Origin of the sequence: Pseudoalteromonas rubra, from assembly GCF_005886805.2 — a bacterium.
Classification (GTDB): Bacteria; Pseudomonadota; Gammaproteobacteria; order Enterobacterales; family Alteromonadaceae; genus Pseudoalteromonas; species Pseudoalteromonas rubra_D.
The window spans coordinates 4,087,526-4,112,703 of the sequence record NZ_CP045429.1 but is presented as its reverse complement, the minus strand read 5'-3'; the positions used below and the strand labels follow the sequence as shown (position 1 = coordinate 4,112,703).

At 49.0% G+C, this 25,178-nt stretch carries 20 protein-coding genes; 19 read left to right on the top strand and 1 reads right to left on the bottom strand.

Going from position 1 to position 25,178, the window contains the following annotated elements; all coding sequences use genetic code 11:
• Positions 1 to 45: 45 nt before the first annotated feature.
• The 5 genes from CWC22_RS17620 (at position 46) to CWC22_RS17600 (ending at position 6,234) form a co-directional block, all read left to right on the top strand.
• Positions 46 to 1,671 (top strand): DKNYY domain-containing protein, encoded by a 1,626-nt coding sequence (locus CWC22_RS17620; protein ID WP_138537406.1) that lies wholly within the window; start codon positions 46 to 48, stop codon positions 1,669 to 1,671.
• Positions 1,672 to 1,757: 86 nt separating this feature from the next.
• On the top strand, positions 1,758 to 2,951 hold the full coding sequence (locus CWC22_RS17615) for a cation:proton antiporter (protein ID WP_138537408.1): 1,194 nt from the start codon (positions 1,758 to 1,760) through the stop codon (positions 2,949 to 2,951).
• A gap of 98 nt (positions 2,952 to 3,049) precedes the next feature.
• A complete protein-coding gene (locus CWC22_RS17610; protein ID WP_138537410.1) occupies positions 3,050 to 4,777 on the top strand; it encodes an alkaline phosphatase in 1,728 nt (575 codons plus the stop codon).
• Between the two features lie 548 nt (positions 4,778 to 5,325).
• Complete coding sequence (locus CWC22_RS17605; RefSeq protein WP_138537414.1) at positions 5,326 to 5,928, top strand: hypothetical protein; 603 nt, start codon at positions 5,326 to 5,328, stop codon at positions 5,926 to 5,928.
• Positions 5,929 to 6,096: 168 nt separating this feature from the next.
• Positions 6,097 to 6,234 (top strand): hypothetical protein, encoded by a 138-nt coding sequence (locus CWC22_RS17600; protein ID WP_171045019.1) that lies wholly within the window; start codon positions 6,097 to 6,099, stop codon positions 6,232 to 6,234.
• Positions 6,235 to 6,285: 51 nt separating this feature from the next.
• Here the strand turns inward: CWC22_RS17600 and CWC22_RS17595 are convergent, their stop codons facing one another.
• The gene (locus CWC22_RS17595; RefSeq protein ID WP_138537462.1) at positions 6,286 to 9,279 is read right to left on the bottom strand and encodes an EAL domain-containing protein; all 2,994 of its coding nucleotides are present in this window, start codon (positions 9,277 to 9,279) and stop codon (positions 6,286 to 6,288) included.
• Between the two features lie 444 nt (positions 9,280 to 9,723).
• Here CWC22_RS17595 and mraZ point away from each other — a divergent pair, with 444 nt between their 5' ends.
• From mraZ to ftsA, 14 genes are read left to right on the top strand one after another with little or no spacing between them, the layout of a single operon-like run.
• Positions 9,724 to 10,182 carry a division/cell wall cluster transcriptional repressor MraZ gene (gene mraZ / locus CWC22_RS17590; protein ID WP_040644569.1) on the top strand — a complete coding sequence of 153 codons (459 nt, stop codon included), beginning with the start codon at positions 9,724 to 9,726 and terminating at the stop codon, positions 10,180 to 10,182.
• Between the two features lie 21 nt (positions 10,183 to 10,203).
• Positions 10,204 to 11,139, top strand: a complete 936-nt coding sequence (gene rsmH, locus CWC22_RS17585) for a 16S rRNA (cytosine(1402)-N(4))-methyltransferase RsmH (protein ID WP_138537416.1) — start codon at positions 10,204 to 10,206, stop codon at positions 11,137 to 11,139.
• Positions 11,139 to 11,459 (top strand): cell division protein FtsL, encoded by a 321-nt coding sequence (gene ftsL, locus CWC22_RS17580; RefSeq protein WP_125558909.1) that lies wholly within the window; start codon positions 11,139 to 11,141, stop codon positions 11,457 to 11,459. The genes rsmH and ftsL overlap by 1 nt, the downstream gene beginning before the upstream one ends.
• Positions 11,456 to 13,270 (top strand): penicillin-binding transpeptidase domain-containing protein, encoded by a 1,815-nt coding sequence (locus CWC22_RS17575; protein WP_138537418.1) that lies wholly within the window; start codon positions 11,456 to 11,458, stop codon positions 13,268 to 13,270. The genes ftsL and CWC22_RS17575 overlap by 4 nt, the downstream gene beginning before the upstream one ends.
• On the top strand, positions 13,260 to 14,738 hold the full coding sequence (locus CWC22_RS17570) for a UDP-N-acetylmuramoyl-L-alanyl-D-glutamate--2,6-diaminopimelate ligase (RefSeq protein ID WP_138537420.1): 1,479 nt from the start codon (positions 13,260 to 13,262) through the stop codon (positions 14,736 to 14,738). The genes CWC22_RS17575 and CWC22_RS17570 overlap by 11 nt, the downstream gene beginning before the upstream one ends.
• Positions 14,735 to 16,138 (top strand): UDP-N-acetylmuramoyl-tripeptide--D-alanyl-D-alanine ligase, encoded by a 1,404-nt coding sequence (locus tag CWC22_RS17565; RefSeq protein WP_125558916.1) that lies wholly within the window; start codon positions 14,735 to 14,737, stop codon positions 16,136 to 16,138. Before CWC22_RS17570 ends, CWC22_RS17565 begins: the two co-directional genes overlap by 4 nt.
• Positions 16,132 to 17,214 carry a phospho-N-acetylmuramoyl-pentapeptide-transferase gene (gene mraY / locus CWC22_RS17560; RefSeq protein ID WP_058796498.1) on the top strand — a complete coding sequence of 361 codons (1,083 nt, stop codon included), beginning with the start codon at positions 16,132 to 16,134 and terminating at the stop codon, positions 17,212 to 17,214. Before CWC22_RS17565 ends, mraY begins: the two co-directional genes overlap by 7 nt.
• A gap of 22 nt (positions 17,215 to 17,236) precedes the next feature.
• Positions 17,237 to 18,562 carry a UDP-N-acetylmuramoyl-L-alanine--D-glutamate ligase gene (gene murD / locus CWC22_RS17555; protein WP_138537422.1) on the top strand — a complete coding sequence of 442 codons (1,326 nt, stop codon included), beginning with the start codon at positions 17,237 to 17,239 and terminating at the stop codon, positions 18,560 to 18,562.
• Positions 18,556 to 19,731 (top strand): cell division protein FtsW, encoded by a 1,176-nt coding sequence (ftsW, locus tag CWC22_RS17550; RefSeq protein ID WP_010383646.1) that lies wholly within the window; start codon positions 18,556 to 18,558, stop codon positions 19,729 to 19,731. Before murD ends, ftsW begins: the two co-directional genes overlap by 7 nt.
• Positions 19,728 to 20,792, top strand: coding sequence for an undecaprenyldiphospho-muramoylpentapeptide beta-N-acetylglucosaminyltransferase (gene murG / locus CWC22_RS17545; protein WP_138537424.1), 1,065 nt, complete (start codon positions 19,728 to 19,730; stop codon positions 20,790 to 20,792). Before ftsW ends, murG begins: the two co-directional genes overlap by 4 nt.
• A 38-nt stretch (positions 20,793 to 20,830) precedes the next feature.
• Positions 20,831 to 22,240, top strand: a complete 1,410-nt coding sequence (gene murC, locus CWC22_RS17540; RefSeq protein ID WP_125559181.1) for a UDP-N-acetylmuramate--L-alanine ligase — start codon at positions 20,831 to 20,833, stop codon at positions 22,238 to 22,240.
• Positions 22,237 to 23,145, top strand: coding sequence for a D-alanine--D-alanine ligase (locus tag CWC22_RS17535; RefSeq protein ID WP_125558921.1), 909 nt, complete (start codon positions 22,237 to 22,239; stop codon positions 23,143 to 23,145). Before murC ends, CWC22_RS17535 begins: the two co-directional genes overlap by 4 nt.
• A 1-nt stretch (position 23,146) precedes the next feature.
• A complete protein-coding gene (locus CWC22_RS17530) occupies positions 23,147 to 23,926 on the top strand; it encodes a cell division protein FtsQ/DivIB (protein WP_125558922.1) in 780 nt (259 codons plus the stop codon).
• Positions 23,923 to 25,158, top strand: coding sequence for a cell division protein FtsA (gene ftsA, locus CWC22_RS17525; RefSeq protein ID WP_049863436.1), 1,236 nt, complete (start codon positions 23,923 to 23,925; stop codon positions 25,156 to 25,158). The genes CWC22_RS17530 and ftsA overlap by 4 nt, the downstream gene beginning before the upstream one ends.
• Positions 25,159 to 25,178 lie beyond the last annotated feature (20 nt).

Here is a 25,178-nt window from a genome sequence, read left to right as displayed (position 1 = left end):
CCATGAGTAAACTGACATCATCTCGTGACGCTCAGGGTACCTGACATGACTAATCGACTGCTACTCTTGCTGACAGCCCTTATGCTTGTGGGTTGTAACACCACGGCACCTGAACGGGGCTATATCGTCAATACTAAGACCAATCAGGTTCTATATGGAGACAGGATAGGACCGGGTGGGCAAACCTCGGTTACTCGGTCGCTCAACAATGTTGATCCGGCCACTTTTGAGGTGATCGATCGTTTTGGCTATGCCAAAGACAAGCATCTGGTGTTTAAATCCGGGGGTTCTATCCCGTTCGCAGATCCCGCTACTTTTCGTAAACTCTCACAGTATTATGCGGCAGATAAACGGTATGTGTATTTCAAGGGGGAAATTGTCCGTGGTGCGAATCCCGATAATGTGCAGGTAATCGACGACAAGTGGAGCTATCGGGGCTATTTGCTCAGTGATAATAAGGTTTATCTGGGAACAGACAAAGTCTTTACCCCTTGTGATATAGATACGTTTAAGGTCTTCGACGTCGGTGGATTTGCTAAAGACCGAGAATGCGTCTTTTTCGAAGGGGAGCGCGTGACAGGTGCGTCAGCAAAATCATTTCGAGGGTTGTACATTGACTATGGGGCCGATCACCAGCACGTATATTACCAAACTAAAAGAGTTAAAGGGCTTAATGTAAAAGACTTTCGTAAATTAAGCGCTGAGTATGCGAAAGACAAAAAGCACATTTATTTTCACGAGCAGCTGACTACTATTTCACCGGAAGGATTCAAGACGTTTGATGGTGCATACGCGAAAAATGATCAACACGTCTTTTACCAGGGGAATATTTTGCAGGGGGCCGATCCTGACACGTTCAGAGTGTATTATTTTGGGGTGATGGCCAAGGACAAATCATACTGTTACCACAAAGGAAAGCGTACAGAGTGCGAAAAAAAGGATGAGTCATTGTCACAGCAGGAGCGTCAGGAAAACGGACTCAAGCGGTTTCTTGAGATACAAAATAAGTCTTTGGCGGAGAATGCAAAAGAGCTGCCTGCGCGTATTCAAGATCTGAAACTGGCCCTGAATCATCGCTATCTAACCCCGGGTAATGTGAATGATATAGACTTGAGTAAACTCCCCATAGGTTTCCATTTTAGATGGATTGATACTTCTTTGGCTGACCGGAGCGTGATGTATGAGCTACGCAGTATGGAGAATGACATCGCTACTTTTGCATTGCACTCAAACAACTTGAGGGGAGCGCTTTTTGAGAAACGCTCTCGTGACGGTAAGGTATTGAGTGACTCAGAGATGAAATTAAGTGCCGCCTTTAGTTATCAGTATACGCCTGGCAAGTGTCTCTATAAATTAGGAAAGTGTGAACAGGAGATAACTCCATTGGTGACGGCAGATGTACTGACAAACAGCTTACTTCAGTTATCACCTGAAAACCCTCAGGGGAAATTGTACCTGAATGAACAGATTGAACTGGTCAAGCTTCAGCAACACGCGCCTGCTGGCGGACCGTATCATATCAGTTATGACGATGGGGTTTGGACCCGGATTGATGAGCGAGGAGATAAAGAACTCTTTATGTTTGATGAGTTCGGTTTACCGGTGTTGCATTTTCGTGAGCAAGATGGCCAACCCGTTGATTTGTGGTATCGCAAGTTTGAGCCAAAATGAGGCTAAGTTGCAAGTCCGCCTGTGTAATAGGTGATAAGTAAACCTATTATCTACTCGTGATTATAACATTGCCAAGGAGGCGTTGAGTGGAAACAACCTATCTGGTGCTGGCCTGGCTGGGGCTGGCCATTTTTCTCTACTCCATTATCATTCGTCAGTTGCAACGGGCTGAATTTACCGGACCAATGTGGTTCGTGCTGTTTGGTTGTGCCCTGGGTTGGTATTTTCAGGACTCGCTGGCTCTGAAGGTGGGCACGTTGCGCGAGTTTTTGCTTTTGGTTGAATTGATCCTGGCTATTTTTTTGTTTTCTGATGCGGCAAAAACTCGGCTCAGGGTCTTATTACATTCCTATCAACTGCCCTTGTTACTGCTGCTTGCGCTGCCGTTGACTATGGGGGTTGCGGCGCTCGGCGCTTATGCGTTGTTGTCTTTGCCCTGGTTGAGCTGTTTTATTCTGGCGATTATGCTGACTCCCACTGATGCGGCCTTGTGCCAGAGCTTCATTCAGGAAAAGCGAGTACCGGCTCAACTTCGTGAGGCCATTAATGTTGAAAGCGGCCTGAATGATGGCCTATGTGTACCGGTTTTTCTGTTTTTACTGGGTAGCAGCCTGTATACCCAGCAACCCGCCGAGCGCTCACTGGCAGCGTTATTTTTCCACGAGGTGGGTCTTGCTTTTGTTGTTGCATTATTGTTAACATTTGTGGCTGTTTACCTGATAAAGTTGACCTATCGTCATCATTTCTTTGCTGCTAAAAGCAGTCCATTTTTATTTATTGGCATTGCTATAGCGGTGTTTTCTGTCACGCAATTACTCGGTGGGAGCGGGTTTATCGCGGTGTTTATCAGTGGTTTGTTGTTTGATTATGGCTTTCGTGATGATCTTAAAGACAAACTGATAGAAGAAAGCGAACAGATAGCTGAGCTGGCCGCTTATGTTTTGTGGGTTATCTTTGGGATCAGTGCCAGTATTTTGCTGTTTACGACGTTTGACTGGCGGATATGGGCATATGCTACGCTGGCTGTGGCCGTATTTCGGTTCTTTCCCGTAATTTTGTTATTATTGGCTTCCAGGCTGGGCTGGCGCGAGCGCGTGGTGCTTGCCTGGTTCGGGCCGAAAGGGCTGGCTTCTGTTGTATTAAGCCTGATGCTGCTAGGCTCAGACCTCCCTCACAGCCTTTTCATCACTAAAATTACGATTGCCACTGTGTTGCTGAGTATCTTTATTTTCGGTGTGAGCGGTCACCTTGCTGGTGCTTTTTTGATTAAAAAACAATAGTGCCGAAACAAAAAATGTCACTCAGGTGAAATAAAAAAGTCATTAAGTGTCCCTAGACTGTGCCGCGGCTCAGATGATTACGTTTTAGGAACACTACAATGAATAAAAAGCTATTAGCAGTGGCGGTATCTGCCGTCTTATTGACCGCATGTAACGATGACGATACCAGAACGGTCGAAGTCGTAAAGGAAGTCGAAGTTGCAAAAGAAGTGGTTAAAGAAGTCGAAGTCGTTCAGGAAGTTGAAGTAGTTAAAGAAGTTGAGAAAGAGGTAGAAGTGCCTCCGACGCCTGTCACTCAGGTTAAGAATGTTATCTTGATGATTGGCGATGGTATGGGTGCTCAGCAGGTGGGTTTACTTGAAGAGTATGCTCGTCGCGCACCTAACTCAACATATAATAACAAAAACAACCAAACTGCTCTGTCCAAACTTGCTGCCGGTGGCCATCTGGGCTTATCTCTTAACGCACCTCATGGTGAAAATGGCAGCCTGGTTGTAGACTCGGCGTGTTCTGCAACTCAGCTGGCAACTGGTAAAGCATCGGGCTCAGAGATGATTGGCCTGGATGACCAGGGTTACGTTATTGAAACAATCCTTGAAAAAGCGAAAAAAGCTGGCAAAGCGACAGGTTTGGTATCTGATACCCGCTTAACACACGCAACGCCAGCGGCGTTTGCCGCGCACCAGCCACACCGTTCATTAGAGCCTGAAATTGCTGTTGAAATGGTAGAAAGTGGCATGGTTGATGTTATGTTGTCTGGTGGTGCACGTGTCTTTATCCCTTCTGATATCAAAGAAGATGCTGCTGATCAGCAAATACTGGCGGATCTGGGCATGCCTGCCAGTGTCTATAAAAAATCTAAGCGCAGTGATGACCGTAATGTTGTTGTTGAAGCGAAAGACAAGCATGGCTATGCGCTAGCATTTGATAAGGCGCAATTAGCGAAAACGGATACCAACAAACTGCTTGGTTTGTTTGCCAACTCAGGTATGGCGGATGGTATTGCTTACAGAGACTGTAAAGCAGATGACAGCTGTACACAGCCGTCTCTAAAAGAGATGACGGTTAAAGCGCTGGATATTCTGTCCAAAGATGAAGACGGCTTCTTCCTGATGATTGAAGGCGGCCAGATTGACTGGGCAGGCCATGCAAATGATGCCGGCTGGATGCTGAATGAACTACTGAAGTTCGATGAAGCGGTTGAAGCTGTTCATGAGTGGGCGAAAGAACGCACCGATACGCTGGTATTGGTCACCGCTGACCATGAAACTGGTAGCTTTGGTTTTAGTTACTCAAGCCATAACAAGCCAGAGGGCGTTATGTTGCCTGGTGATGGCATGCAAGGCGCTGAATATAAGCCGAAGTTTAACTTTGGTGGATTAGGCATCCTGGATACTTTGTATGCGCAAGCGGGCACTTTCTACGATGTACTGGGTGAAGTGAATGGTGACTATAACTATAGTGATGCGACAGATCAGCAATGGAAAACAGCCATTGAGAAGTACACGCCATACACAGTGACATTAGAAGAAGCGGCAAAAGTGAATGCGTCTGACACTCTGAATAGCAGCAACTACCCATTGCCTAAATTTGAAGACTTCTCTGACTTCTATGTCTATGACACTGAAGACTTTACAGCAAAAATTGGTCGTGTTGTGGCGAAGCAGCAAAACGTAGTATGGGGCACTGGTACTCACACAGCTGCACCAGTACCTGTCTATGCCTTTGGTCCGCAAGGTGTTACTGAGCAGTTCTCAACATTACAGCACCATGTTGACATCGGCACTAAGATGATTAAAGCACTGGGCTTGGCTGACGCTGAGTAAGCACCGGTTTTTAAGGATAATCCATAATAACAAACATAAAAGATCGTCAGATCTTATTGGGCCACAGCATTGCTGTGGCCTTTTTTGTTGAGTGGGGAATTTACAAAGATTCTGACCACTATTTTCTGTATATAAAGTGAAAGCGGGAGCCGAGTAGCTAAAAGCGGTGAAATGATGTTAGATGTTTTTATCTTTTTGTACTTACTCATTTGTACAACACTCTGGTTTGTGGATGTCACACGCTTTCACTTAATTCAGCACAGCTTTGAAGGTATCCAAATTGCCGGTATATTGATTTCGGTGAGTTTTTTCGGGATATACTTTTTCTCAGGTCAGTTTGTTAAGTTGATACTTATCTTACCTTTTTTCATCTATTTGCAATCAAAATTTAAAAAGTTCAAACAGAACAGCTAAAAGTCAGTATCTGAATGGAGCACGTTTATGTCCTTATCGAAGTTTGTGTTAGATATATTACGACTGTGCCTGAAGAACTGATATGTTTTGGAACCCCGAAGGAGCTTACTGAAGAAGTTATTAGGAATTGAGATATGAAGCTTATTTATGCTGTTTTGCTTTTATTCGTTGTCCTTACATCGAAAGTAGTTAATGCGACCAGTTTCGAGGGGGATATTTTTACACCCACAAAAGAGGTGTGTGATAAGTTTATTGAAGAGGGAGTTAAGCAAAGAGAGCCCGACTTATCCAGACCTTATGCAGATTCGCTTTTTGTAAGTCAGCTAGATACTGTTGCACGCTGTTTGTATAAAAGGGGTCGTTCTAAACTTGCGATAGAGTTTTGGCTGCTGGCGTCTTCTTATGGCTCGATTTCGGGTGGAGAGCTTGGTGGCGTGTTTTTAATTGTACGTGCGGAAAATGCGCTTCAGATGCATGCAGGTTTAGCCTTGTTGCGCCAAACAGCTGAGCGTAGTGCTCAGGTGATGAATCGATACCATGTTCTTCGTGCGCTGGCATTATTGCAGGGAAAATTTGAAAAGAAAAACAGAAAACTAGCGCTTAAAAATCTGGTGGATGCCTGGAAAGCGGGTTCTGCTCAGGCCACCTACTTAATTGCCTACTTCATTGAAAAAGGGATTTATAAAAAGAGTGAAAAACTGTCGAGTGCATACTGGAAGAAAGAGGGGATAAACTGAGTGGAAATATTGGTTATAACCACTTTATTGATAATGCGCTATTGAGTGATGTATATGGGCCCCTTCTTAAGGGAATTAGAAACGGACAAGATGGCTACAAGATAAGTCAGTCACTGACTGTTTTTACAGAGTGGGTGTGCCCTGTCGTCAGATTGTGGACAGTGCTTCATGACGGTGAGCAGTCCACAATATTTTGTCGGTAAGATCCTGCGCAGTGGCTGTACTTTGCTGGGTCTTCTGTCAATTAAACCCCATGCTTTGGCTGTGTTGCGCCACCTGACACCACCCATGTTCTTTCGCCATTAGTTCTCACGGATATGCTTTAAAGAGGGTCACAGTGGTGTCTCTTAATTGCCGCTACCGTAATTTTTCTGACAGCAAAGCCTCTAAATCAGCCTGACTCATAGGTTTGGCGTAAAAGTACCCCTGGCCAAAGTCACAGCCAGCCTGTTTGAGTAGCTCATGTTGCGTAGCGGTTTCTATTCCCTCAGCAATCACTTTGAGCCCCAACTGGTGTGCCATCATGATCATGGTTTCACACAGTACCAGGTCGTCTTCATTATGCTCTATACCGTCAACAAAGCGTTTGTCTATCTTGATAAAGTCGGTGTCCATCTGCTTAAGATAAGCAAGGGAGGAGTAACCGGTACCAAAGTCGTCCAGCGCAATTGAAAAGCCTTGCTGGATCAGCTGGGCAAGGCGTGCCTGACTGCGGCCTTCCCCCTGCATCATCAGGCCCTCTGTGATCTCAATGACAACATCTTCAGGCTTCAAATCAGCGTTGTTAAGCTGATCTTGCCACTTCAGCAAGCCGGTATGTTTGGCATTGAATTGAACCGGCGATACGTTCAGGCTGACCTGAAAGGCACCATGTTGCTGCTGCAGGTGGCTGAGTGTTTGCAGGGTTTGCTGGAAGGCAAATTCACCCAATTGGTGGATCAGCTGGGTCTCTTCTGCCAGCGGAATAAAATGTCCGGGGCTGATCATGCCCTTGTTGGGGTGTTGCCAGCGGATCAGTGCTTCGGCCTTATGAATTTGCTGATTATGCATCGTTACAATTGGCTGATAGTACATCACAAACTGCTCGTCGGATAAGGCCTGGCGCATGTCTCTGAGCATCAGCAAGCGTTGTTCGCTCTGTTGGCGTAAGGCAGAGTCGAAACAGGCATAACCATTGCGACCCAGAGCTTTCGCCCGATACATGGCCTGATCTGCGGCCTTCAGCAGCAGCTCACTGCTATCGCCGTCTCTGGGGCTGAGCGCAATACCTATACTGGCACCTATGTGACAATGCTCTCCGTCGAGGGTAAAGTCTTGCTTAAACAAGTTGAGCACGCGCTCTGCCAGCGAAATGGCATCGCTTTCAGTGCGGCAGTGTTCACAGATAATGACAAATTCATCGCCACCGATCCGCGACAAGGTCACGCCAGGTTGCTCCAGTGACTGCAATACTTTGGCAACCTGGGCCAGTAACTGATCGCCATAATAGTGCCCTAAAGTGTCGTTTATATCCTTAAAGTGATCGAGGTCGAGCAGCAGGATGGCCAGCGAGGTATCAGGTGTTGCAAGCAAAGTATTAAGGTGCTTTTTAAGGCTATTTCGATTGGGTAGATCGGTCAGTGAATCATAGTGACTTTGTCGCCAAAGTTGCTCATCTTTCAGTTTGTTGTCGGTAATATCCGTAAAAATGGCCACTCTGCGATAAGACGAACCTTGTTCATCATAGACCGTATCTATGGTGAGCCACTCAGTATACAGTTCGCCATTTTTGCGTTGGTTGACTATCTCACCTTGCCAACGACCTGTCTCGTTGAGGGCATGCCACATCTGGCGATAAAAAGCGCGATCATGTTTACCTGAGTTGAGGATCGCAGTGGTTTTTCCAATTGCTTCCTGTGCGGAGAATCCGGTCACGGTCTCAAATGCCAGATTCACATCCAGGATGTAGCCATGAGCATCGGTGATGACCATGCCTTCACTGGAGTTGTTATACACCAGTGCAGCCAGGTTGAGCGCCTCTTCCTGACGTTTACGGTGGCTGATATCTCGGATCACGATAACGGCCTCTTCACCATGGTTCATACCCTGAACGCGCACTTCATACCCTTGCTGGGTGTCACCCTGGGTGTATTCCAGCAACAGGTGTGGTTGATCTTTAAGGAGTGTCAGCGCAACCCGGATCCGTTTATGGATGTGGTTTGGAAACAACTCGCTCAGAGTATTGCCCTGTTGTACCAAGGAGCCGTGTTTAGCAAGTACTTGGCCCTGTGCACTAACGCGCAAATAACTGTCGGGTAATGCCGAGAGTAGCGTTTGTAGTTCGGTGTGTTTATGGCTTAACTGTTGCTCGGTTTGCAGGCGCACATTGGCCATGCTTTCAAAATGTTCACCCAGCTTTGCCAGTTCCTGCGGCATGGTGTGACTGGTGAGGTCTACTGAGCGCCCCTGTGCCAGTGCTGCGATGGCCTGTTTGAACTGGGTCAATGGGTGTAACAGGGTTTTGTGCAGGCGATGACGTGCCAGCCAAATAAGCAGGCATAACAAAACAAAAAAGCTGCTCAGGACCAGCGCAAAGTGACGCTGTGTTTGTTGCCATGCGGCTTCGAACGGGAAAGCAAAGTAGATGGTCAGTTCGCCGCGTGCGGCAAGTAACGGCAGGCGAATATAAACATAGTGATGACCATTGGCATCACTCAGCAATGCTGCCTGTTCATTCAGACCATCAGGCCAATCTTCGGCAACGGCTCTGCCTAGCGGCTCATTGCTGTATGGGTATTCGGCGACAATGGCGCGAGTGTGATCAGCAACCATCACGCGTGTGCCCTGTGGCAGCGTCAACCGGGACAGGGAACGGCTCCAGTGCGATAGACGTTTTACCGCAATGATCACCATCGCGAGCTGGCCATCCTGATAAACCGGGTGGGCAAAGTTCAGTGTGGCGGTGTTAATGCTCCTGTCATGTTGATATTCACCGATACTAAAGGTGCCTTCATCTATCGCTTGTTGAAAATAGGGTCGATCGGCGATGGAGATGGGACCAGATATCTTAGACAAAGAGCAGGTTACCGTGCCATCGGGTGTTGCCAGGCCAAAATTGGCGAAGCTGGGAGACAGGTGCTGTGCACTCGACAACAACTGAGGGCAATGACCGCTTTGATGTTGCAGATTTTTGGGCTGGTAGGCCAATTGTTGCAGCAGCCGGCGTGTAGCGGCGATTTCAGCGTGTTGCAGGGTGGCAACCTGATTGGCATACATCAGGGCTTGCTGCTCTTGTAGCTGCAGCATATTGCTGCGCTGTGCGAACAGCAACGCCAGGATCAGCAAAAGACCAGGCAGACTGAGTACTAGCATCAATCGGTAAAATCGCTGTTTTATTGATATTTCTTTAATAATAAACGCTCGCCTGGGTTTGAGGTGGCGGCATGATACAAGCGCAGGGCGCTTTAACCAACCCGTTTAAGCTAAATACTAGTCGAGAGTTATTAATTTTTCGGCCTTTTGGTAACACCACAGTGGCTAAAAATTTCATGAATGAAATATTCTCCAGTAATCAAAAAAGGGACGTTTTTGTGTGCAATGATCCCAGATTATTTGTCTGCCCACATTTTCCCACCGATTTCATGGAGTTCCGCAAAACCCGCGATTTTTCTGGCCTGTAGACGAGTTAAGCCGTGTGATCCAACTTGACAAAAAGGCTTGTCAAGCCCTAGACTGTCATCCTGTGGGAAAATGTGGGTTAGAGTGGATCAAATTGGATCAAAGATTAGCTTATCGTAACAGGCCAAGCGGGTAATTATGTTCCGCGGCGCAAACTCTCTGAGTCTCGATGACAAAGGGCGCTTTTCGATACCTACCCGGTATCGCCAACCGCTGTTGTCTGAAGAACAGGGAGCCGTGATCTGTACTATTGCGATCAATGAACCATGCCTGTGGCTTTATCCGTTGTCGGAGTGGCGCGAAATTGAATCCCGATTACAACGACTATCCAATACTAACCCCAGAGTCAGACGCTGGCAGCGCATGTTATTAGGACATGCGGAAGAGTATCAGCTGGACAAAAATGGCCGTATTCTGCTGGCGCCCACGTTGCGTGCTCATGCTGGTCTTGGCAAAAAGCTAATGCTGGTGGGATTGCTTAACAAATTTGAGATTTGGGACGAAGCTCGCTGGTATGAGCAAATGCAGGCCGATACCGAGATAGAGCGCAGTGGTGACGTGGAAGCGTGCCCTGAGCTGGACGACTTTTCTTTATAACTGGGGTGAAAACCAAATTTTATGGCGACAGAATGGCAACATATTTCAGTGCTGATGGCTGAAACGCTGGATGCATTGAATATCCAACCCGATGGTACCTATATCGACGGCACATTTGGCCGCGGGGGTCACTCGGGTGAAATACTGAAGCGGCTGAACGAGCAGGGTAAGTTACAGGCCATCGATCAGGATCCGCAAGCGATTGCGGCCGCTCAGAAATTTGCCGACGATCCGCGTTTTAGTATTGCCCATAATCGGTTCTCGCACATTGAGAGCGTTGCCCGTGAGGCCGGCCTGTTGGGTCAGGTCGATGGTATTTTGCTGGATATTGGTGTGTCGTCCCCTCAGCTGGATGACGCTGAACGTGGTTTTAGCTTTATGAAAGATGGTCCGCTGGACATGCGGATGAACCCGATGGCTGGCCGCAGTGCTGCGCAGTGGCTGGCGGAAGCTGAGCTGGAAGATATGGTGTTTGTGATCAAAAAATATGGCGAAGAAAAATTTGCCCGCCGGATTGCGACCAAGATCATTGAAACCCGTGAGCATACTGAGATCACTTCCACCAAACAGCTGGCAGAGTTAATCGATGAAGCGGTGCCGGTAAAAGACAAGTATAAGCATCCGGCAACACGTACCTTTCAGGCCATCCGTATTTACATCAACAGTGAGCTGGAAGAAATCCAGACGGCATTGCAAGCCGCACTGGCGGTACTGAAACCTGGGGGTCGCTTGGTTGTGATCTCGTTCCATTCTTTGGAAGATCGCATTGTTAAGCAGTTTATCAAGAAACAAAGCAAAGGGGAGGCTGTGCCGCGCGGTTTGCCACTGACAGACGCGCAGTTAAAACAAAACCTGACGTTGAAGGCCATAGGTAAAGCCATTAAACCCAGTCAGGCCGAAATTGATGCCAATCCGCGAGCACGTAGCTCGGTACTGAGAATTGCCGAGAAACTGTAATGAAAAAGCATCAGCGTCAGCCGAAGTTGTTCTTAGAGATGTGCCAGTTGTTACTGGCCAACAAGCTGACGTTTGTTCTGCTGGCTGTGACCTTAGGGTCGGCGCTTGCGGTGGTGCAGGTAACTCACCTGACTCGCCAACAGCTGATAGAACAGGACAGGTTATTACAAAAACGCGACGAGCTGGATCTGGAGTGGCGTTATTTGCTGGTTGAGGAAGAGTTTTACTCACAGCACGCGCGCATTGAAGAAGTGGCCAGAACTCAGTTACAAATGAAGCGGCCAACCAGTAAAGAAGAGCAGGTGATCGTATTACCATGAGCCCGGCGAAAAAGACCTCAGTCAATTTAATCAGCTGGCGCTTTGCGCTGGTCAGCGTGATGCTTGTGCTGGTGTTTGCCGCGCTGATCGCTCGTGCTGCCTATTTACAGGTGATTGAGCCCGATAAAGCCCGCTCGGAGAATGCTAAACGGACGGTCCGGGTTGAAACCGTGCGGGTGCAGCGCGGTATGATCTTCGACCGTAACGGGAAAGAGCTGGCAGTCAGTGTGCCTGTGGTCAGCGTCTATGCCGATCCTAAAGCGCTGGATAAGGCATTGTCGAAAAAAGTGCTGAGAAAAGCCCGGCGCAACGGTGAAGATACGCAAGCTTTGGCCGATAATGCGGCCGAACTGAGTGCCCGTAAACAGGCATTTTATCAAGATGAAGTACGCTGGCGCGAGCTGGCAGATGTGCTGCAGATTAAACAAGAAAAAATAGACAAACGCCTGCGCGATAATCCCAAGCGTCGTTTTGTTTATTTAAAGCGCCAGGTGACGCCCGCGGTTGCCAATTATATTCGTCAGATGCGCCTGCCTGGGATCCATTTGCTTGATGAATCTAAGCGTTATTACCCCAATGGTGAAGTGACAGCGCATGTGCTGGGTGTAACCAACATTGATGGTATTGGCATCGAAGGTATTGAAAAGCTCTATGATAAAGCGATGACGGGCACCGAAGGGCGCCGCACCATTCGTAAGGATGCGCAGGGGCGTGAGGTCCAGGTACTGGCAGAAGAAGAACGGGTAGAGCCGGAAGATGTGCACCTGAGTATCGATCTGCGGATCCAGGCTATCGCGTATCAGGCATTGAAATCGGCGGTATTGACCTATCAGGCAACATCGGGATCGGCCATGGTGGTCGATGTGCATAGCGGTGAGATCCTGGCGATGGTCAACAGTCCGAGCTTTAATCCCAATGATATGAGCGATGCAGCGCCCTATAAACGTCGCAACCGGGCCATTACCGACCTGTTTGAACCGGGGTCGACACTTAAACCTCTGGCTGTATTGGCGGGCCTGGACCATGGTGTTATCCAGGCAGACGACACCATAGATACCTATCCAGGCTGGATGCGCCTCAACGGAGGCCTGGTTAAGGACGAGCGCAATCACGGTGAAATGACACTGCGCGAAATTCTTAAAATTTCCAGTAACATGGGAGTAGCTAAAATCAGCCAGATGCTCCCAAAAGAGTATTTTGTTGGACTATATCAACAGGTTGGCTTTGGTGAAGACACCGGTACTATGATGATTGGCGAGAGTTCAGGCTTGTTCTATCCTAATCGCCGGTGGTCAGACTTTGAGATTGCGACCCTGTCTTATGGCTACGCTGTTTCTGTCAGTACCGCACAAGTGGCCAGGCTCTATGCGACGTTTGGCGCGGGGGGGATCTCCCGGCCGCTGACCATTATGAAGCAGGACGGACCGGTGCCTGGCGAGCGGCTGTTCCGTGAAGAAGACGCACTGGCAGTTGTTGAGATGATGGAGTCGGTCTTTGAAAAAGGGGGCACTGCATCCAATGTGATTGTTGATGGTTATCGGGCTGCTGCTAAAACTGGTACGTCGGAAAAGGCGATTGCCGGCGGGTATGGTGACGAGTACGTGGGTTATTTTGCCGGTGTTGCACCGGTCAGTGACCCTCGTCTTGCGGTGGTGGTTATGATCAATGAACCAGGTGGCGATGTTTATTACGGAGGTCATACGGCAGGACCTGTGTTTGCTGAGATAGTCTCTAATGCACTGAGAATTTTAAATGTGGCGCCGGACAAAGACCGCGTTGCTTATTTATCGAGGCCTGACAATGACACGTGACCTGAGCCAGGCACTGGCTTACATCGGGGTTTCATACCCAGCGACAGTGATTAATGAATTGCGCCTGGACAGCCGTGAAGTGGGTCCGGGCGATTGCTTTATTGCACTTCGCGGTCATCAGCAAGATGGCGGCTACTTTGTTGCAGCGGCGCTGAGTCGTGGTGCTGCATTGGTGTTGGCGGATGCAAACTGTGTTGTTGATGTAGAAGATACGCGTGTATTGCAGATCTCCGGGCTGGCAGCCAAAGTGGCTAAGCTGGCTGCGCTATTTTATGGTGAGCCCAGTCATGCCATGACTTTGGTGGGTGTGACGGGGACAAATGGTAAGTCCACCACAACGGCGATGATAGCGCACCTGGCCAGTGTATGTGGTTTGCCAGGTGCCGTGATTGGCACCCTAGGTTATGGTGCACCTGATTTGCTCACGCCGCTGAATAATACCACTCCGTCTCATGTGGATTTGCAACGTATTTTAAATGAGTTGCGTCACAGTTATCAGCTGGCTGCTATGGAGGTATCGTCCCATGGGCTCGTGCAGGGGAGGGTGGCCCAGTGTCAGTTTGATGTGGCAGTGTTTACCAATCTCAGTCGCGACCATCTTGATTACCACGGCACAATGGAAAATTATGCCGAGGCGAAACTACAACTATTTAGTCACTGTGAGCCGAATTTTGGGGTGGTTAATATTGATGATCCCTGGGCACAACGCTGGCTACAAGCGAGTAAAATCGCCAATCCGGTGGGTTTTGGTCGCAAGCCGGCTGATGATCAATTACATGAAACGTTACACCAGTTTGTATATTTTAGTGAGGCGCAATTTAACAGTCAGGGGATCCACTGCCGATTTCATACCAGCTGGGGTGACGCTGAGATCAGAACTCCCCTGTTTGGTGAATTTAACCTGTATAACCTGAGCGCAGCATTTGCAGTTTTACTGACTCAGGGGATCCCTTTAACGCAGTTGATTGAGGGGGCGGCGAAATTGCAGCCCGTGACTGGCCGCATGCAAGCTATTGAAGTGGCTGGAAAGCCAACGTGTGTGGTGGATTATGCCCATACACCAGATGCACTGGCACTGGCGCTGCAGGCACTGCAACAGCATGTTCCAGGCAAAGTGACCTGTGTGTTTGGCTGTGGTGGTGAGCGTGATAAAGGTAAGCGCGCGCTGATGGCGCAGGCGGCTGAACGGTATGCGGATACCGTGGTGATCACCAGTGATAACCCACGGGGGGAAGATCCTCTCGCCATTATTAACGACATTAAGGCTGGGCTCAGTAAGCCTGAGTATGCTCTTTGTCAGCCTGATAGGGCAACTGCCATACGCGAGGCAATTCAGGGGGCTGATCAACACAGCGTGATCCTGATTGCCGGCAAAGGGCATGAGGACTATCAGATCATAGGTAACCAACGCCTGGCTTTTAGTGATATTAGCTGGGCTCAGACAATATTATCAGGGGAAAGTGCATGATCAAGATGGATCTCTCTTGGCTTGCGGATGTACTGAACGCCCCTTTTGACGGGCAAAACCGCAGTGTTTCAAATGTAAATACAGATACACGTACAATTAGCGAAAACGAAGTGTTTCTGGCACTCAAAGGGCCAAATTTTGATGGCCATAAGTTTGTTGCTCAAGCGCAACAAAAAGGCGCGATTGCCGCCATTGTGGACCATCCAGTCGACGTTGATATTCCTCAGCTGGTTGTAAAAGATACCAGGCTTGCGCTGGGACAACTTGGCCAGGCTGTTATACGCCAAGTGTCGCCAAAAACTCTGGCGATTACTGGCAGTGTGGGCAAGACCACGGTTAAAGAAATGTCGGCGGCTATTCTTTCCCGTCTGGGCAAAGTGCTGGCCACGGCCGGAAATTTCAACAATGACATTGGCGTACCATTGACCTTATTACGACTCAGTGAAGACGATGAGTTTGCGGTCATTGAATTGGGTGCAAACCATATAGGTGAGATAGCTTATACCAGCGATCTGGTCAATCCTGATGTGGCTGTGGTGTGTAATGTTGCACCAGCACATATCGAAGGTTTCGGCTCAATAGAAGGGGTTGGTCAGGCGAAAGGGGAAATTTTCTCCGGGCTCAAAGACAACGGCGTCGCTGTGTTGAACTGCGACTGTCGCTTTGCGCCAATGTGGGAACAAACTCTGACCACTCAGCGTATCAGTCGTTTCTCAATGGAACAACAGCTTGATCTGTGGGTAGAGGATATCAATCTGGATACATTGGGCCGCGCTACCTTTTCACTGTGTCAGGGGACGCAACACGTTACTATCACACTCCCATTACCTGGTGAACACAATGTGATGAATGCCTTGATTGCGGCATCTTGTACCCTGCAGTTGGGTGCGACGCTGGAAGATGTCAAAGTGGCATTGGAAAATATGGCAGAGGTCAAAGGTCGGGTTAATCTGATCGAAGTGTCAGATACGCTGCGGGTAATAGATGATAGCTACAACGCTAATGTTCGATCGGTAAAGGCTGCCATAGACTTGCTAGCAAGTATGCCAGGCTATCGGGTGTTTGCGCTGGGTGATATGAGCGAGCTGGGCGAAGAGGCGCGGCAATATCATGAAGAAGTGGGCGAATATGCTAAAGAAAAAGGCATTGAAGCGCTGTTTTCTTTAGGGGTGTTGAGCCGCTATGCCAGCGATGTGTTTGAAACTGCGAATCGTCACTTTTCTCAGCGAGAGCATATGCTACTGGCAATTCAGCAATTACTGGCGCAGCGCGATGACATCTGCACTGTGGTGGTGAAGGGGTCGCGCAGTGCACGTATGGAGCTACTGGTCGCTGATCTGGTTGAGGCTTCAAAAGTGAAAAACAACGATGCTGATAGTGAAGAGGAAAAACCATGTTAGCCTGGTTAGCAGAATATCTGACGCAGTACTATAGCGGCTTTAACGTTTTCTCTTATCTGACATTACGCGCGATCCTGGGGATCCTGACTGCGTTAATGATCTCTTTGTATTTCGGACCTAAATTGATCCGAAGCTTACAGAGAATGCAAATTGGCCAGACTGTTAGAGACGACGGTCCGGAATCACATTTATCTAAGTCAGGTACTCCCACCATGGGTGGGTTATTGATTTTAGGTGCTATTTTTGCCAGTACGCTCCTGTGGGGCGACTTAGGCAACAAATACGTCTGGGTCACCTTATTTGTGATTGGTTCATTGGGTGTCGTTGGGTTTGTTGACGATTATCGTAAAGTGATACGCAAAGACAGTAAGGGCCTGATAGCCAGATGGAAGTATTTCTGGCAGTCCGTGATTGCGATTTCCGTAGCTGCGTTCATTTATTTCACTTCTACGGACCCGTCTGAAACGGTGCTGGTGGTGCCCTTTTTCAAAGATGTACTCCCTCAGCTTGGGCTGTTTTATCTGGTGATGAGCTATTTCGTGCTGGTGGGAACGTCCAATGCGGTGAACTTGACCGATGGGCTCGATGGTCTGGCCATTGTGCCGACCATTTTAGTGGCATCCGCCCTTGCCATTATCGCTTATGTCACCGGTAATGCCGTGTTTGCAAATTATCTCCACATTCCTCATATAGCCTCTGCCAGTGAACTGGTGGTGGTCTGTACGGCGATTGTTGGCGCTGGGCTAGGGTTTTTGTGGTTCAACACCTACCCGGCACAAGTCTTTATGGGTGATGTCGGCTCGCTGGCGTTAGGTGGCGCACTAGGTATCATCGCCATTTTGGTGCGTCAGGAGTTGGTGCTGGTCATTATGGGTGGTGTATTTGTGATGGAAGCCTTGTCGGTGATTTTACAAGTGGGCTCCTACAAGCTGCGTGGACAGCGGATTTTCCGAATGGCCCCGATCCACCATCATTATGAACTAAAAGGCTGGCCGGAGCCCAGGGTGATTGTGCGATTTTGGATTATCTCAATCATATTAGTGCTGGCGGGGCTGGCAACCTTAAAGATCCGCTAAAGCAGTACACTAAGGTGTTGATATGGGTTATTTAGAAACCTTAAAAAATAAACACATTACTGTGCTCGGACTGGGTGTAACCGGTCTGGGCATTGTGCGCTTTTTGGTGCGCCACGGTATTACGCCTAAAGTTGTTGACTCTCGACCTGTGCCGCCAGGGGCAGACTGGATGAACCATAATCTGCCAGAATGTGAAGCGGTATTTGGCCCGCTTGCTGAGGCTGCACTGAGTGCCACCGATCTGGTTGTGATCAGTCCTGGTGTGCCGTTATACGAGACCTGCGTTGCTCACGCTATCGCCGCTGGCGTCGAAGTGATCGGCGACGTGGAGTTATTTGCACGGCTGAATGAAAAGCCAGTGATTGCCGTGACTGGCTCAAATGGTAAATCTACCGTTGTGAGTCTGGCTGCTGAAGTGTGTCAGCAAGCTGGTCTGAAGGTCGGGTTAGGTGGCAATATTGGTACATCTGTGCTTGACCTGCTGGAGCAGGACTTTGATGTATTTGTATTGGAGCTGTCGAGCTTTCAGCTGGAAACGACGCACAGTTTGCACTGTCTGAGTGCAATGATCCTTAATATTACCGAAGATCACATGGACAGATACCCGGACTTTGCTGCGTATTGCAAAGCAAAGTTGCGTATCTATCAGCAGGTCGATTGTCTGGTCTATAACGCTGAAGATTCGCGGACGTTTGTGCCCCATGACAACGCGTTGAGTGTCGCGCTTGAGCAGGCTGACTGTTGTTTAATACAAGAAGGTGGGCAGACTTACTTTGCATTACATGGCAAAAAGCTTTGTCCGACAGAGGTGCTGGCAATGCCAGGCAGACACAACCAGTTTAATGCATTGGCTGTGATCGCATTATTATCTCCTCTGGGGCTACCTGATAGCGCGTTCACTTCAGCCTTTGGTACTTTCAAAGGGCTGCCACATCGCTGCCAGCTGGTTGCTGATGTACAGGGCGTACGTTATTTTAATGATTCCAAAGCAACCAATGTGGGTGCGACTGTCGCGGCCCTGGAAAGTTTGGCTGGTGAACAAGGCCAGATACTGTTGATTGTGGGGGGGGACGCTAAAGGGGCTGATCTGTCGCCACTCAAAGCCCCCCTACAGCACTACTGTAAAACGATTTTTTGTTTTGGTAAGGATGGCGCTGACTTTATGCCATTACACCCTCGCAGCCAAATGGTCAGCAATCTGAGTGAAGCGGTGGCGCTGGCTGCTCAGCAGGCAACGGCCGGAGATCTGGTATTACTGGCACCAGCTTGTGCCAGCATTGACATGTATGCCAACTATATGGCCCGTGGTGAAGAGTTCTGTCGATTAGTTGAGGGGCAGACATGCTGAGTATGACCGCACTGCGACACAACTTCACCCCAACCTCTTCGGATTCGTTGTTCGATGTACCGTTGCTGTACGCCATGTTGTGCCTGGTTGGGATTGGGTTTGTAATGGTGACCAGTGCATCTATGCCGGTGGCTGAGCGCTTGTATGATAATCCGTACCACATTGTTACGCGCCACAGCATGTTCCTGGTAATGGCAATGGTGTTGTTCTGGCTGAGCACCACAGTGCCCATGACCTGGTGGAAGCGATTTAATCCATATTTACTCTTACTGGGTTTGGTACTGTTGGCCGTTGTGCTGGTTGTGGGACGCGAAGTGAATGGATCAAAGCGCTGGTTGCCCGTTGGCCCAATCGGTTTTCAGGTTGCTGAAGCCGCGAAACTGTTTTTCTTTAGTTATATTGCCGGCTATTTGGTCCGTAAACGGGATGAAGTACAGGAAAACCTCAAAGGGTTTGCAAAACCCATTATTGTGTTTGCTGTGTATGCTTTTTTGATCCTGATGCAGCCCGACCTGGGGACTGTTGTGGTGATGTTTGTCACCACCGTCGGGCTGTTGTTTTTGGCCGGTGCAAAACTTTGGCAGTTTTTTGCTCTGATGCTGACCGGTGTGTTACTGGTGGTGATGTTGATCATTTTTGAACCCTATCGTATGGCGCGTGTGGTTGGTTTCCTTGAACCCTGGGAAGACCCCTTTGGTAAAGGCTATCAGTTAGTGCAATCACTGATGGCCTATGGCCAGGGGGGCTGGTTTGGTCAGGGGTTGGGTAACAGCGTTCAGAAGTTACAGTATTTACCGGAAGCACATAACGACTTTATCTTTGCCGTGGTCGCTGAAGAACTCGGGTTTATCGGCGTATTTTGTGTTTTGATGACGCTGGCCACACTGGTCTTCAGAGCTCTGCTCATCGGGCAAAAAGCACTCAAAGCAGGTAAAGAATACGAAGGCTATTTAGCGCTTGGTATTGGGATCTGGTTTGCGTTCCAGACCGTGGTTAATGTCGGTGCCAGTGCGGGTATGCTACCAACCAAAGGGCTGACTTTGCCCTTCATCTCCTATGGAGGCTCGAGCTTATTGATCATGACCATTGCAGCTGGTTTGTTACAGCGCATTGACTTTGAGACTAAGCTGTCGACGCGTCAGGCAACCTCGCGCGGAGGTAAAAAATGACCAAACGATTACTGGTGGTCGCTGGTGGAACTGGCGGACATATTTTCCCGGGAATTGCGGTGGCCAAAGCTCTTGAGGCACAGGGCTGGCAAGTATCCTGGATCGGCACCGCAGATCGGATGGAGGCGCAAGTGGTACCTGCGCATGGGATTGACATCGATTTTGTTAATGTCAAAGGCGTGCGTGGTAATGGCATTAAACGTTTGCTCACTGCCCCGTTAATGGTGCTTAAAGCTGTGTTTGCAGCTAAGGCGATTATTCGCAACCGCCGCCCGGATGTGATTCTTGCAATGGGAGGCTATGTGACCGGACCTGTTGGCCTTGCTGCCAAGTTGGCTGGGGTCCCTTTGGTGATCCATGAGCAAAATGCAGTGGCCGGACTGAGCAATAAATTGCTGGCACGTATTGCAAGCAGAGTATTGGCTGCATTTCCCCACGCTTTTGCCGAGCGCAGCCATGAGGTTGTCGGTAATCCTGTACGCTCAGGCGTGGCTCAGATAAGTCCAAAGCGACCAGGTCAGGCTGTCAACGTGTTAGTGGTGGGCGGCTCTTTGGGGGCTAAGGTGTTGAATGATACAGTGCCTGAGGCTATGGCGCTGCTTATTGAGGCGACATCGTGTGATTTACAAGTCTGGCATCAAAGTGGCAGGGGGAATGATACCGGCCTTGAGGCTGACTATCAGCGCTGTGGCCTGCAGGCCAAAGTAGCAGAGTTTATTGATGACATGGACCAGGCCTATGATTGGGCCGATGTGGTGGTGTGTCGCGCAGGTGCTTTGACTGTCAGTGAGATCGCGGCCGCGGGCAAAATGGCGGTGTTTGTGCCTTTGCCTCATGCCGTTGATGACCATCAGACTGCTAATGCGCGTTTCTTAGTGGATGAGTCGGCGGCCTTGTTGATCCCGCAGTCTGACTTATCTGCACAGCATTTATGTGACACTTTGGTACCTTATTGTCGTGACCATGCCCTGATCTGGGAAAAAGCGAATAAAGCAAAAGCCTGCGCTCAGCTGTCTGCAACTCAGTCAGTCGCAGCGATTTGCGAAGAAGTAACGAATTAAAAGAGATAACAGTGAAAGAAATTAACAGACGCAGAGCCATGAGGCGCATTAATACCATCCACTTCATCGGAATTGGTGGCGCTGGTATGGGCGGTATTGCGGAGGTATTGGCCTTTGAAGGGTACCGAATTACGGGTTCTGACATTGCTCAGAATGCGATGACGGAGCGTCTTATTCGTGCTGGGGCTGAAGTCTTTATTGGCCATGATGAGAATAATATTAAGGATGCTGATGTCGTGGTGGTCTCCAGTGCTATCGATACCAGCAACCCTGAGATCCAGGCAGCCAAGCGTGCCCGGGTGCCAGTTGTTCGCCGTGCGGAGATGTTGGCTGAATTGATGCGTTTTCGTCATGGTATTGCGGTGGCGGGCACACATGGTAAAACCACAACGACCAGTTTAATTGCCAGTATTTTTGCTGAAGCCAGGTTAGATCCAACCTTTATTATTGGCGGCTTGCTTAACAGTGCTGGGAGTAATGCGAAGGTTGGGAGTAGCGATTACCTAATCGCAGAGGCGGACGAAAGTGATGCATCATTCCTGCATTTGCAGCCCATGGTCTCGGTGATCACGAACATCGAAGCGGATCATATGGATACGTATGATGGTGATTTCGAAAAGATGAAAGACACCTATGTCGAATTTATACATAACTTGCCGTTCTATGGCCTGGCGGTGGTGTGTACTGACTCGGAGGTAGCCAAAGAGCTATTGCCACGGTTCGCCAGACCTGCAATTACCTATGGGGAAAATCCCGAGGCGGATTACCGTATGGTGGACTTTGAACAAACGCAGAGTCGCAGCTGTTTTAAAGTGGTACATAAATCTGGTGAGCAGATCGAGGTAACGTTGAGCATGCCCGGTAAGCACAATGCACTGAATGCCACTGCGGCCATTGCGGTGGCAAAAGATCATGAGATTGGCAATGAAGCGATTCTTGCTGCTCTGGATAAATTTGCAGGGATTGGACGCCGCTTCCAGCACTATGGCTCGTTCCAAAATGAACGTGGTGAAGTGATGTTGGTAGATGACTATGGTCATCACCCGTCGGAAGTGGCTGTGACGATCCGTGCAGCTCGTGCAGGCTGGCCCGACAAACGTCTGGTTATGTTGTATCAACCGCACCGTTATACCCGTACCCGTGACCTTTATGAAGACTTTGTGAAAGTGCTCAGCGAAGTCGATCAGTTGTTGTTGTTAGATGTGTATAGTGCGGGGGAAAGCCCCATTGTCGGGGCTGACAGTAAGAGTTTATGTCGTAGCTTGAGGCAGCGCGGTGTGGAGCCAATCCATGTTGTGGATGGCCAGGACTTAAAAGCGGTTCTGGCAGATGTATTACGCGATAACGATCTGGTGATCACTCAGGGGGCTGGGAATATTGGGCAAATCGTAAAACAACTGGCAGCAACAGAGTTGTCGGTCGAAAAGCTGAAGCAAGGTGTATTATGAGTAAGTTTGGCAAAGTCGCGGTGTTGCTGGGTGGCTTGTCTGCTGAGCGAGAAGTGTCATTAAAGTCGGGTCAGGCAATTATCAACGCTCTGGAAGAAGCGGGCATTGATGTGGTGCCATTTGATCCGGCTGAGCGTAATTTGTGGGAACTAAAAAGCCTGCAAGTTGATCGGGTATTTATTGCCTTGCATGGTCGTGGTGGTGAAGATGGTACTGTGCAGGGGGCGCTTGAGTTTATGGGCTTGCCTTATACCGGTAGCGGTGTGTTGGGCAGTGCATTAGCGATGGATAAGGTCCGCTGCAAACAATTGTTTGAGTCTGCCAAGCTGAGTACGGCTCGTTATTGTGTGGTCACAGCGACTCAGGAAATTGATACCACGGCACTGATGGCCAAATTCGGCAAAGTCATGGTTAAACCCAGTCATGAAGGTTCCAGCATCGGCATGACTCAGGCGACGTCGGCGCAGGAGCTACAAGCCGCGCTCAACGAAGCATTTAAATACGATGATGAAATTTTGATTGAACAATGGATTGAGGGCCGCGAGTTTACCGTCGCCATGCTTGGGGAAGATGCGTTACCAGTGATAGAAATGCGCACGCCTCGTGGGTTCTATGATTATCAGGCTAAGTATCAGGTCAACAGTACGGAGTACTATTGTCCGGCAGACATCAATACCGCTTACACTGAGCAGTTACAGGTGATGGCTAAACATGCTTTCGAGTTGGTGGGCGCAACTGGTTGGGGCCGAGTGGATGCGATGCAAGATGGCAATGGCCAGTTTTATCTTCTTGAAGTGAATACGGTCCCCGGTATGACAGAGAAATCACTGGTGCCGATGGCCGCGAAGCAAAATGGGTTGTCATTTAAGCAATTAGTTATTCGCATTTTGGAGCAAACCCTTTAATATGCGTGCTCTTTTGGGAAAAATCGTCGCGTTAAGGCAAAGCATCAACTGGTCTTTGCTGTTTGGTGTCGGCTTTTTCCTGATAGTGCTTATTGGTCTGATGCAAAGTGGGTTGTGGATCCGAGACTGGTTGACTCAGCACAGAGACACTCAAATTAAGACGCTGACGGTGCTTGGTCAGCCCTATTACACAGCCGAAAATGACATCGTCCTGGCGATTCGCAAAACGGATCTGTCGAGTTTTTTTGAACTGGATGTCAAGGCGGTACACGATGCTGTGCAAGCGTTACCTTGGGTAGCCACTGTCTCAGTCAGGAAGCAGTGGCCAGATGCTTTGCAGGTATATGTAGTGGAGCATCAACCAGTAGCGTATTGGAACAGTGACCTGTTATTAAATCATGCTGGTGGCGTATTTCAGGCTAACAGCACACGACTGCCAGAGACTTTGCCCGAGCTGTATGGTCCGGAAGGCAGTGAAGTGGAAGCCTGGCAGACGTTTTTACAATTAAAAGAAATGCTGGCTGTCAATCAGTTTAATTTGGTCAGCCTGGCACTCTCTGAGCGTTTTGCCTGGCAGCTATGGTTGGATAATGGCATACGGCTTAACCTCGGTCGGGAAGACAAAGCACAGCGTGTGCAACGATTTATAGATGTTTATCCGAGGCTGGAAAAGCCTGAGGGAGCTCAGGTCGATGTGATTGACCTGAGGTATGATACGGGACTGGCGGTTAGCTGGAAGTTCAGCCAGAACGAAGACAATAAAGATAAGAGTAAAGCATGACCAAGTCGGCAGAGAGAAACTTAGTGATTGGACTGGATGTGGGCACCTCCAAGGTGGTCGCAACGGTTGGGGAGATCACCGCAGACAACCAGTTGAGTATTGTAGGTGTCGGGAATCAGGTTGCCCATGGCATGGATAAGGGTGGCGTGAATGACTTGAACCTGGTGTCTGACTCCATCAAGCGGGCCGTTGATGAAGCCGAGTTGATGGCTGATTGTCGAATTAGTTCAGTATATTTGGGGATTTCGGGTAAACACATTCAGTGCCAGAACGAAAGTGGTGTGGTTGCGATTAACAATAACGCGGAAATTACCGATGACGACATTGCCAATGTGATCCACATTGCACGTTCAGTGCCTATGTCAGCTGAACGTAAGATGTTGCACTCACTGCCTCAGGAATACAGTGTGGACATGCAAGAAGGCATTAAAAACCCACTGGGTATGAGTGGAGTGAGAATGGAAGCTAAGGCGCACATCATTACCTGCTCAAATGACATGGCAAAAAACATCGAGAAATGCGTCGAGCGTTGTGGTTTACAAGTCGACCAGCTGACCTTTACGGCACTGGCATCCTGCTACTCTGTACTTACTGAAGATGAGAAAGAGCTGGGCGTGGCAGTGGTGGATATTGGTGGTGGTACCATGGACATTGCTATCTATGTTAATGGCGCACTGCGTCATACTGCCGTGATCCCGGTCGCTGGTAACCAGGTGACTGGAGACATTGCAAAAATTTTCCGCACCCCTATTTCTCACGCGGAATCGCTGAAGGTACAATATGCCTATGCCAGTAGCCAGATGGCCAGCAACGAAGAAACGATTGAAGTACCCAGCGTAGGGGGGCGACCTGCGCGAATTATGTCTCGGCATACCTTATCTGAGGTCGTCGAGCCCAGATTTCGAGAGCTGTTTGAGCTGGTGCTTGAAGAGATCCGACGTTCTGGATTTGAAGATCAGATTGCCGCAGGGATCGTACTGACCGGCGGCAGTGCAAAAATGAAAGGTGCATTGGAAGTGGCAGAAGATATCTTCCAGATGCCCGTTCGTGTTGGTAAGCCTGTAGGGATAACAGGGTTAACCGATTATGTTGATGATCCGGCATACGCAACAGCGGTAGGTTTGTTACAATACGGCCGTACGCTGCAAGTCAAGAATGCACACAGGACAAAAGCGGATGCCGAAGATGGTTGGTGGAACCGGATCACTAAGTGGTTCCAAGGCGAGTTTTAAGCTCAAGTCGGAGAGTGAAG

Coding starts and splice junctions, on each gene's coding strand:
- rsmH (WP_138537416.1), top strand. CDS start 10,204: ATGGCGACAGAATGGCAACATATTTCAGTGCTGATGGCTGAAACGCTG.
- murC (WP_125559181.1), top strand. CDS start 20,831: ATGAGGCGCATTAATACCATCCACTTCATCGGAATTGGTGGCGCTGGT.
- mraZ (WP_040644569.1), top strand. CDS start 9,724: ATGTTCCGCGGCGCAAACTCTCTGAGTCTCGATGACAAAGGGCGCTTT.
- ftsA (WP_049863436.1), top strand. CDS start 23,923: ATGACCAAGTCGGCAGAGAGAAACTTAGTGATTGGACTGGATGTGGGC.
- mraY (WP_058796498.1), top strand. CDS start 16,132: ATGTTAGCCTGGTTAGCAGAATATCTGACGCAGTACTATAGCGGCTTT.
- CWC22_RS17605 (WP_138537414.1), top strand. CDS start 5,326: ATGAAGCTTATTTATGCTGTTTTGCTTTTATTCGTTGTCCTTACATCG.
- CWC22_RS17610 (WP_138537410.1), top strand. CDS start 3,050: ATGAATAAAAAGCTATTAGCAGTGGCGGTATCTGCCGTCTTATTGACC.
- CWC22_RS17575 (WP_138537418.1), top strand. CDS start 11,456: ATGAGCCCGGCGAAAAAGACCTCAGTCAATTTAATCAGCTGGCGCTTT.
- murD (WP_138537422.1), top strand. CDS start 17,237: ATGGGTTATTTAGAAACCTTAAAAAATAAACACATTACTGTGCTCGGA.
- murG (WP_138537424.1), top strand. CDS start 19,728: ATGACCAAACGATTACTGGTGGTCGCTGGTGGAACTGGCGGACATATT.
- CWC22_RS17535 (WP_125558921.1), top strand. CDS start 22,237: ATGAGTAAGTTTGGCAAAGTCGCGGTGTTGCTGGGTGGCTTGTCTGCT.
- CWC22_RS17595 (WP_138537462.1), bottom strand. CDS start 9,279: ATGCTAGTACTCAGTCTGCCTGGTCTTTTGCTGATCCTGGCGTTGCTG.
- CWC22_RS17570 (WP_138537420.1), top strand. CDS start 13,260: ATGACACGTGACCTGAGCCAGGCACTGGCTTACATCGGGGTTTCATAC.
- CWC22_RS17620 (WP_138537406.1), top strand. CDS start 46: ATGACTAATCGACTGCTACTCTTGCTGACAGCCCTTATGCTTGTGGGT.
- CWC22_RS17530 (WP_125558922.1), top strand. CDS start 23,147: ATGCGTGCTCTTTTGGGAAAAATCGTCGCGTTAAGGCAAAGCATCAAC.
- ftsW (WP_010383646.1), top strand. CDS start 18,556: ATGCTGAGTATGACCGCACTGCGACACAACTTCACCCCAACCTCTTCG.
- ftsL (WP_125558909.1), top strand. CDS start 11,139: ATGAAAAAGCATCAGCGTCAGCCGAAGTTGTTCTTAGAGATGTGCCAG.
- CWC22_RS17600 (WP_171045019.1), top strand. CDS start 6,097: ATGACGGTGAGCAGTCCACAATATTTTGTCGGTAAGATCCTGCGCAGT.
- CWC22_RS17565 (WP_125558916.1), top strand. CDS start 14,735: ATGATCAAGATGGATCTCTCTTGGCTTGCGGATGTACTGAACGCCCCT.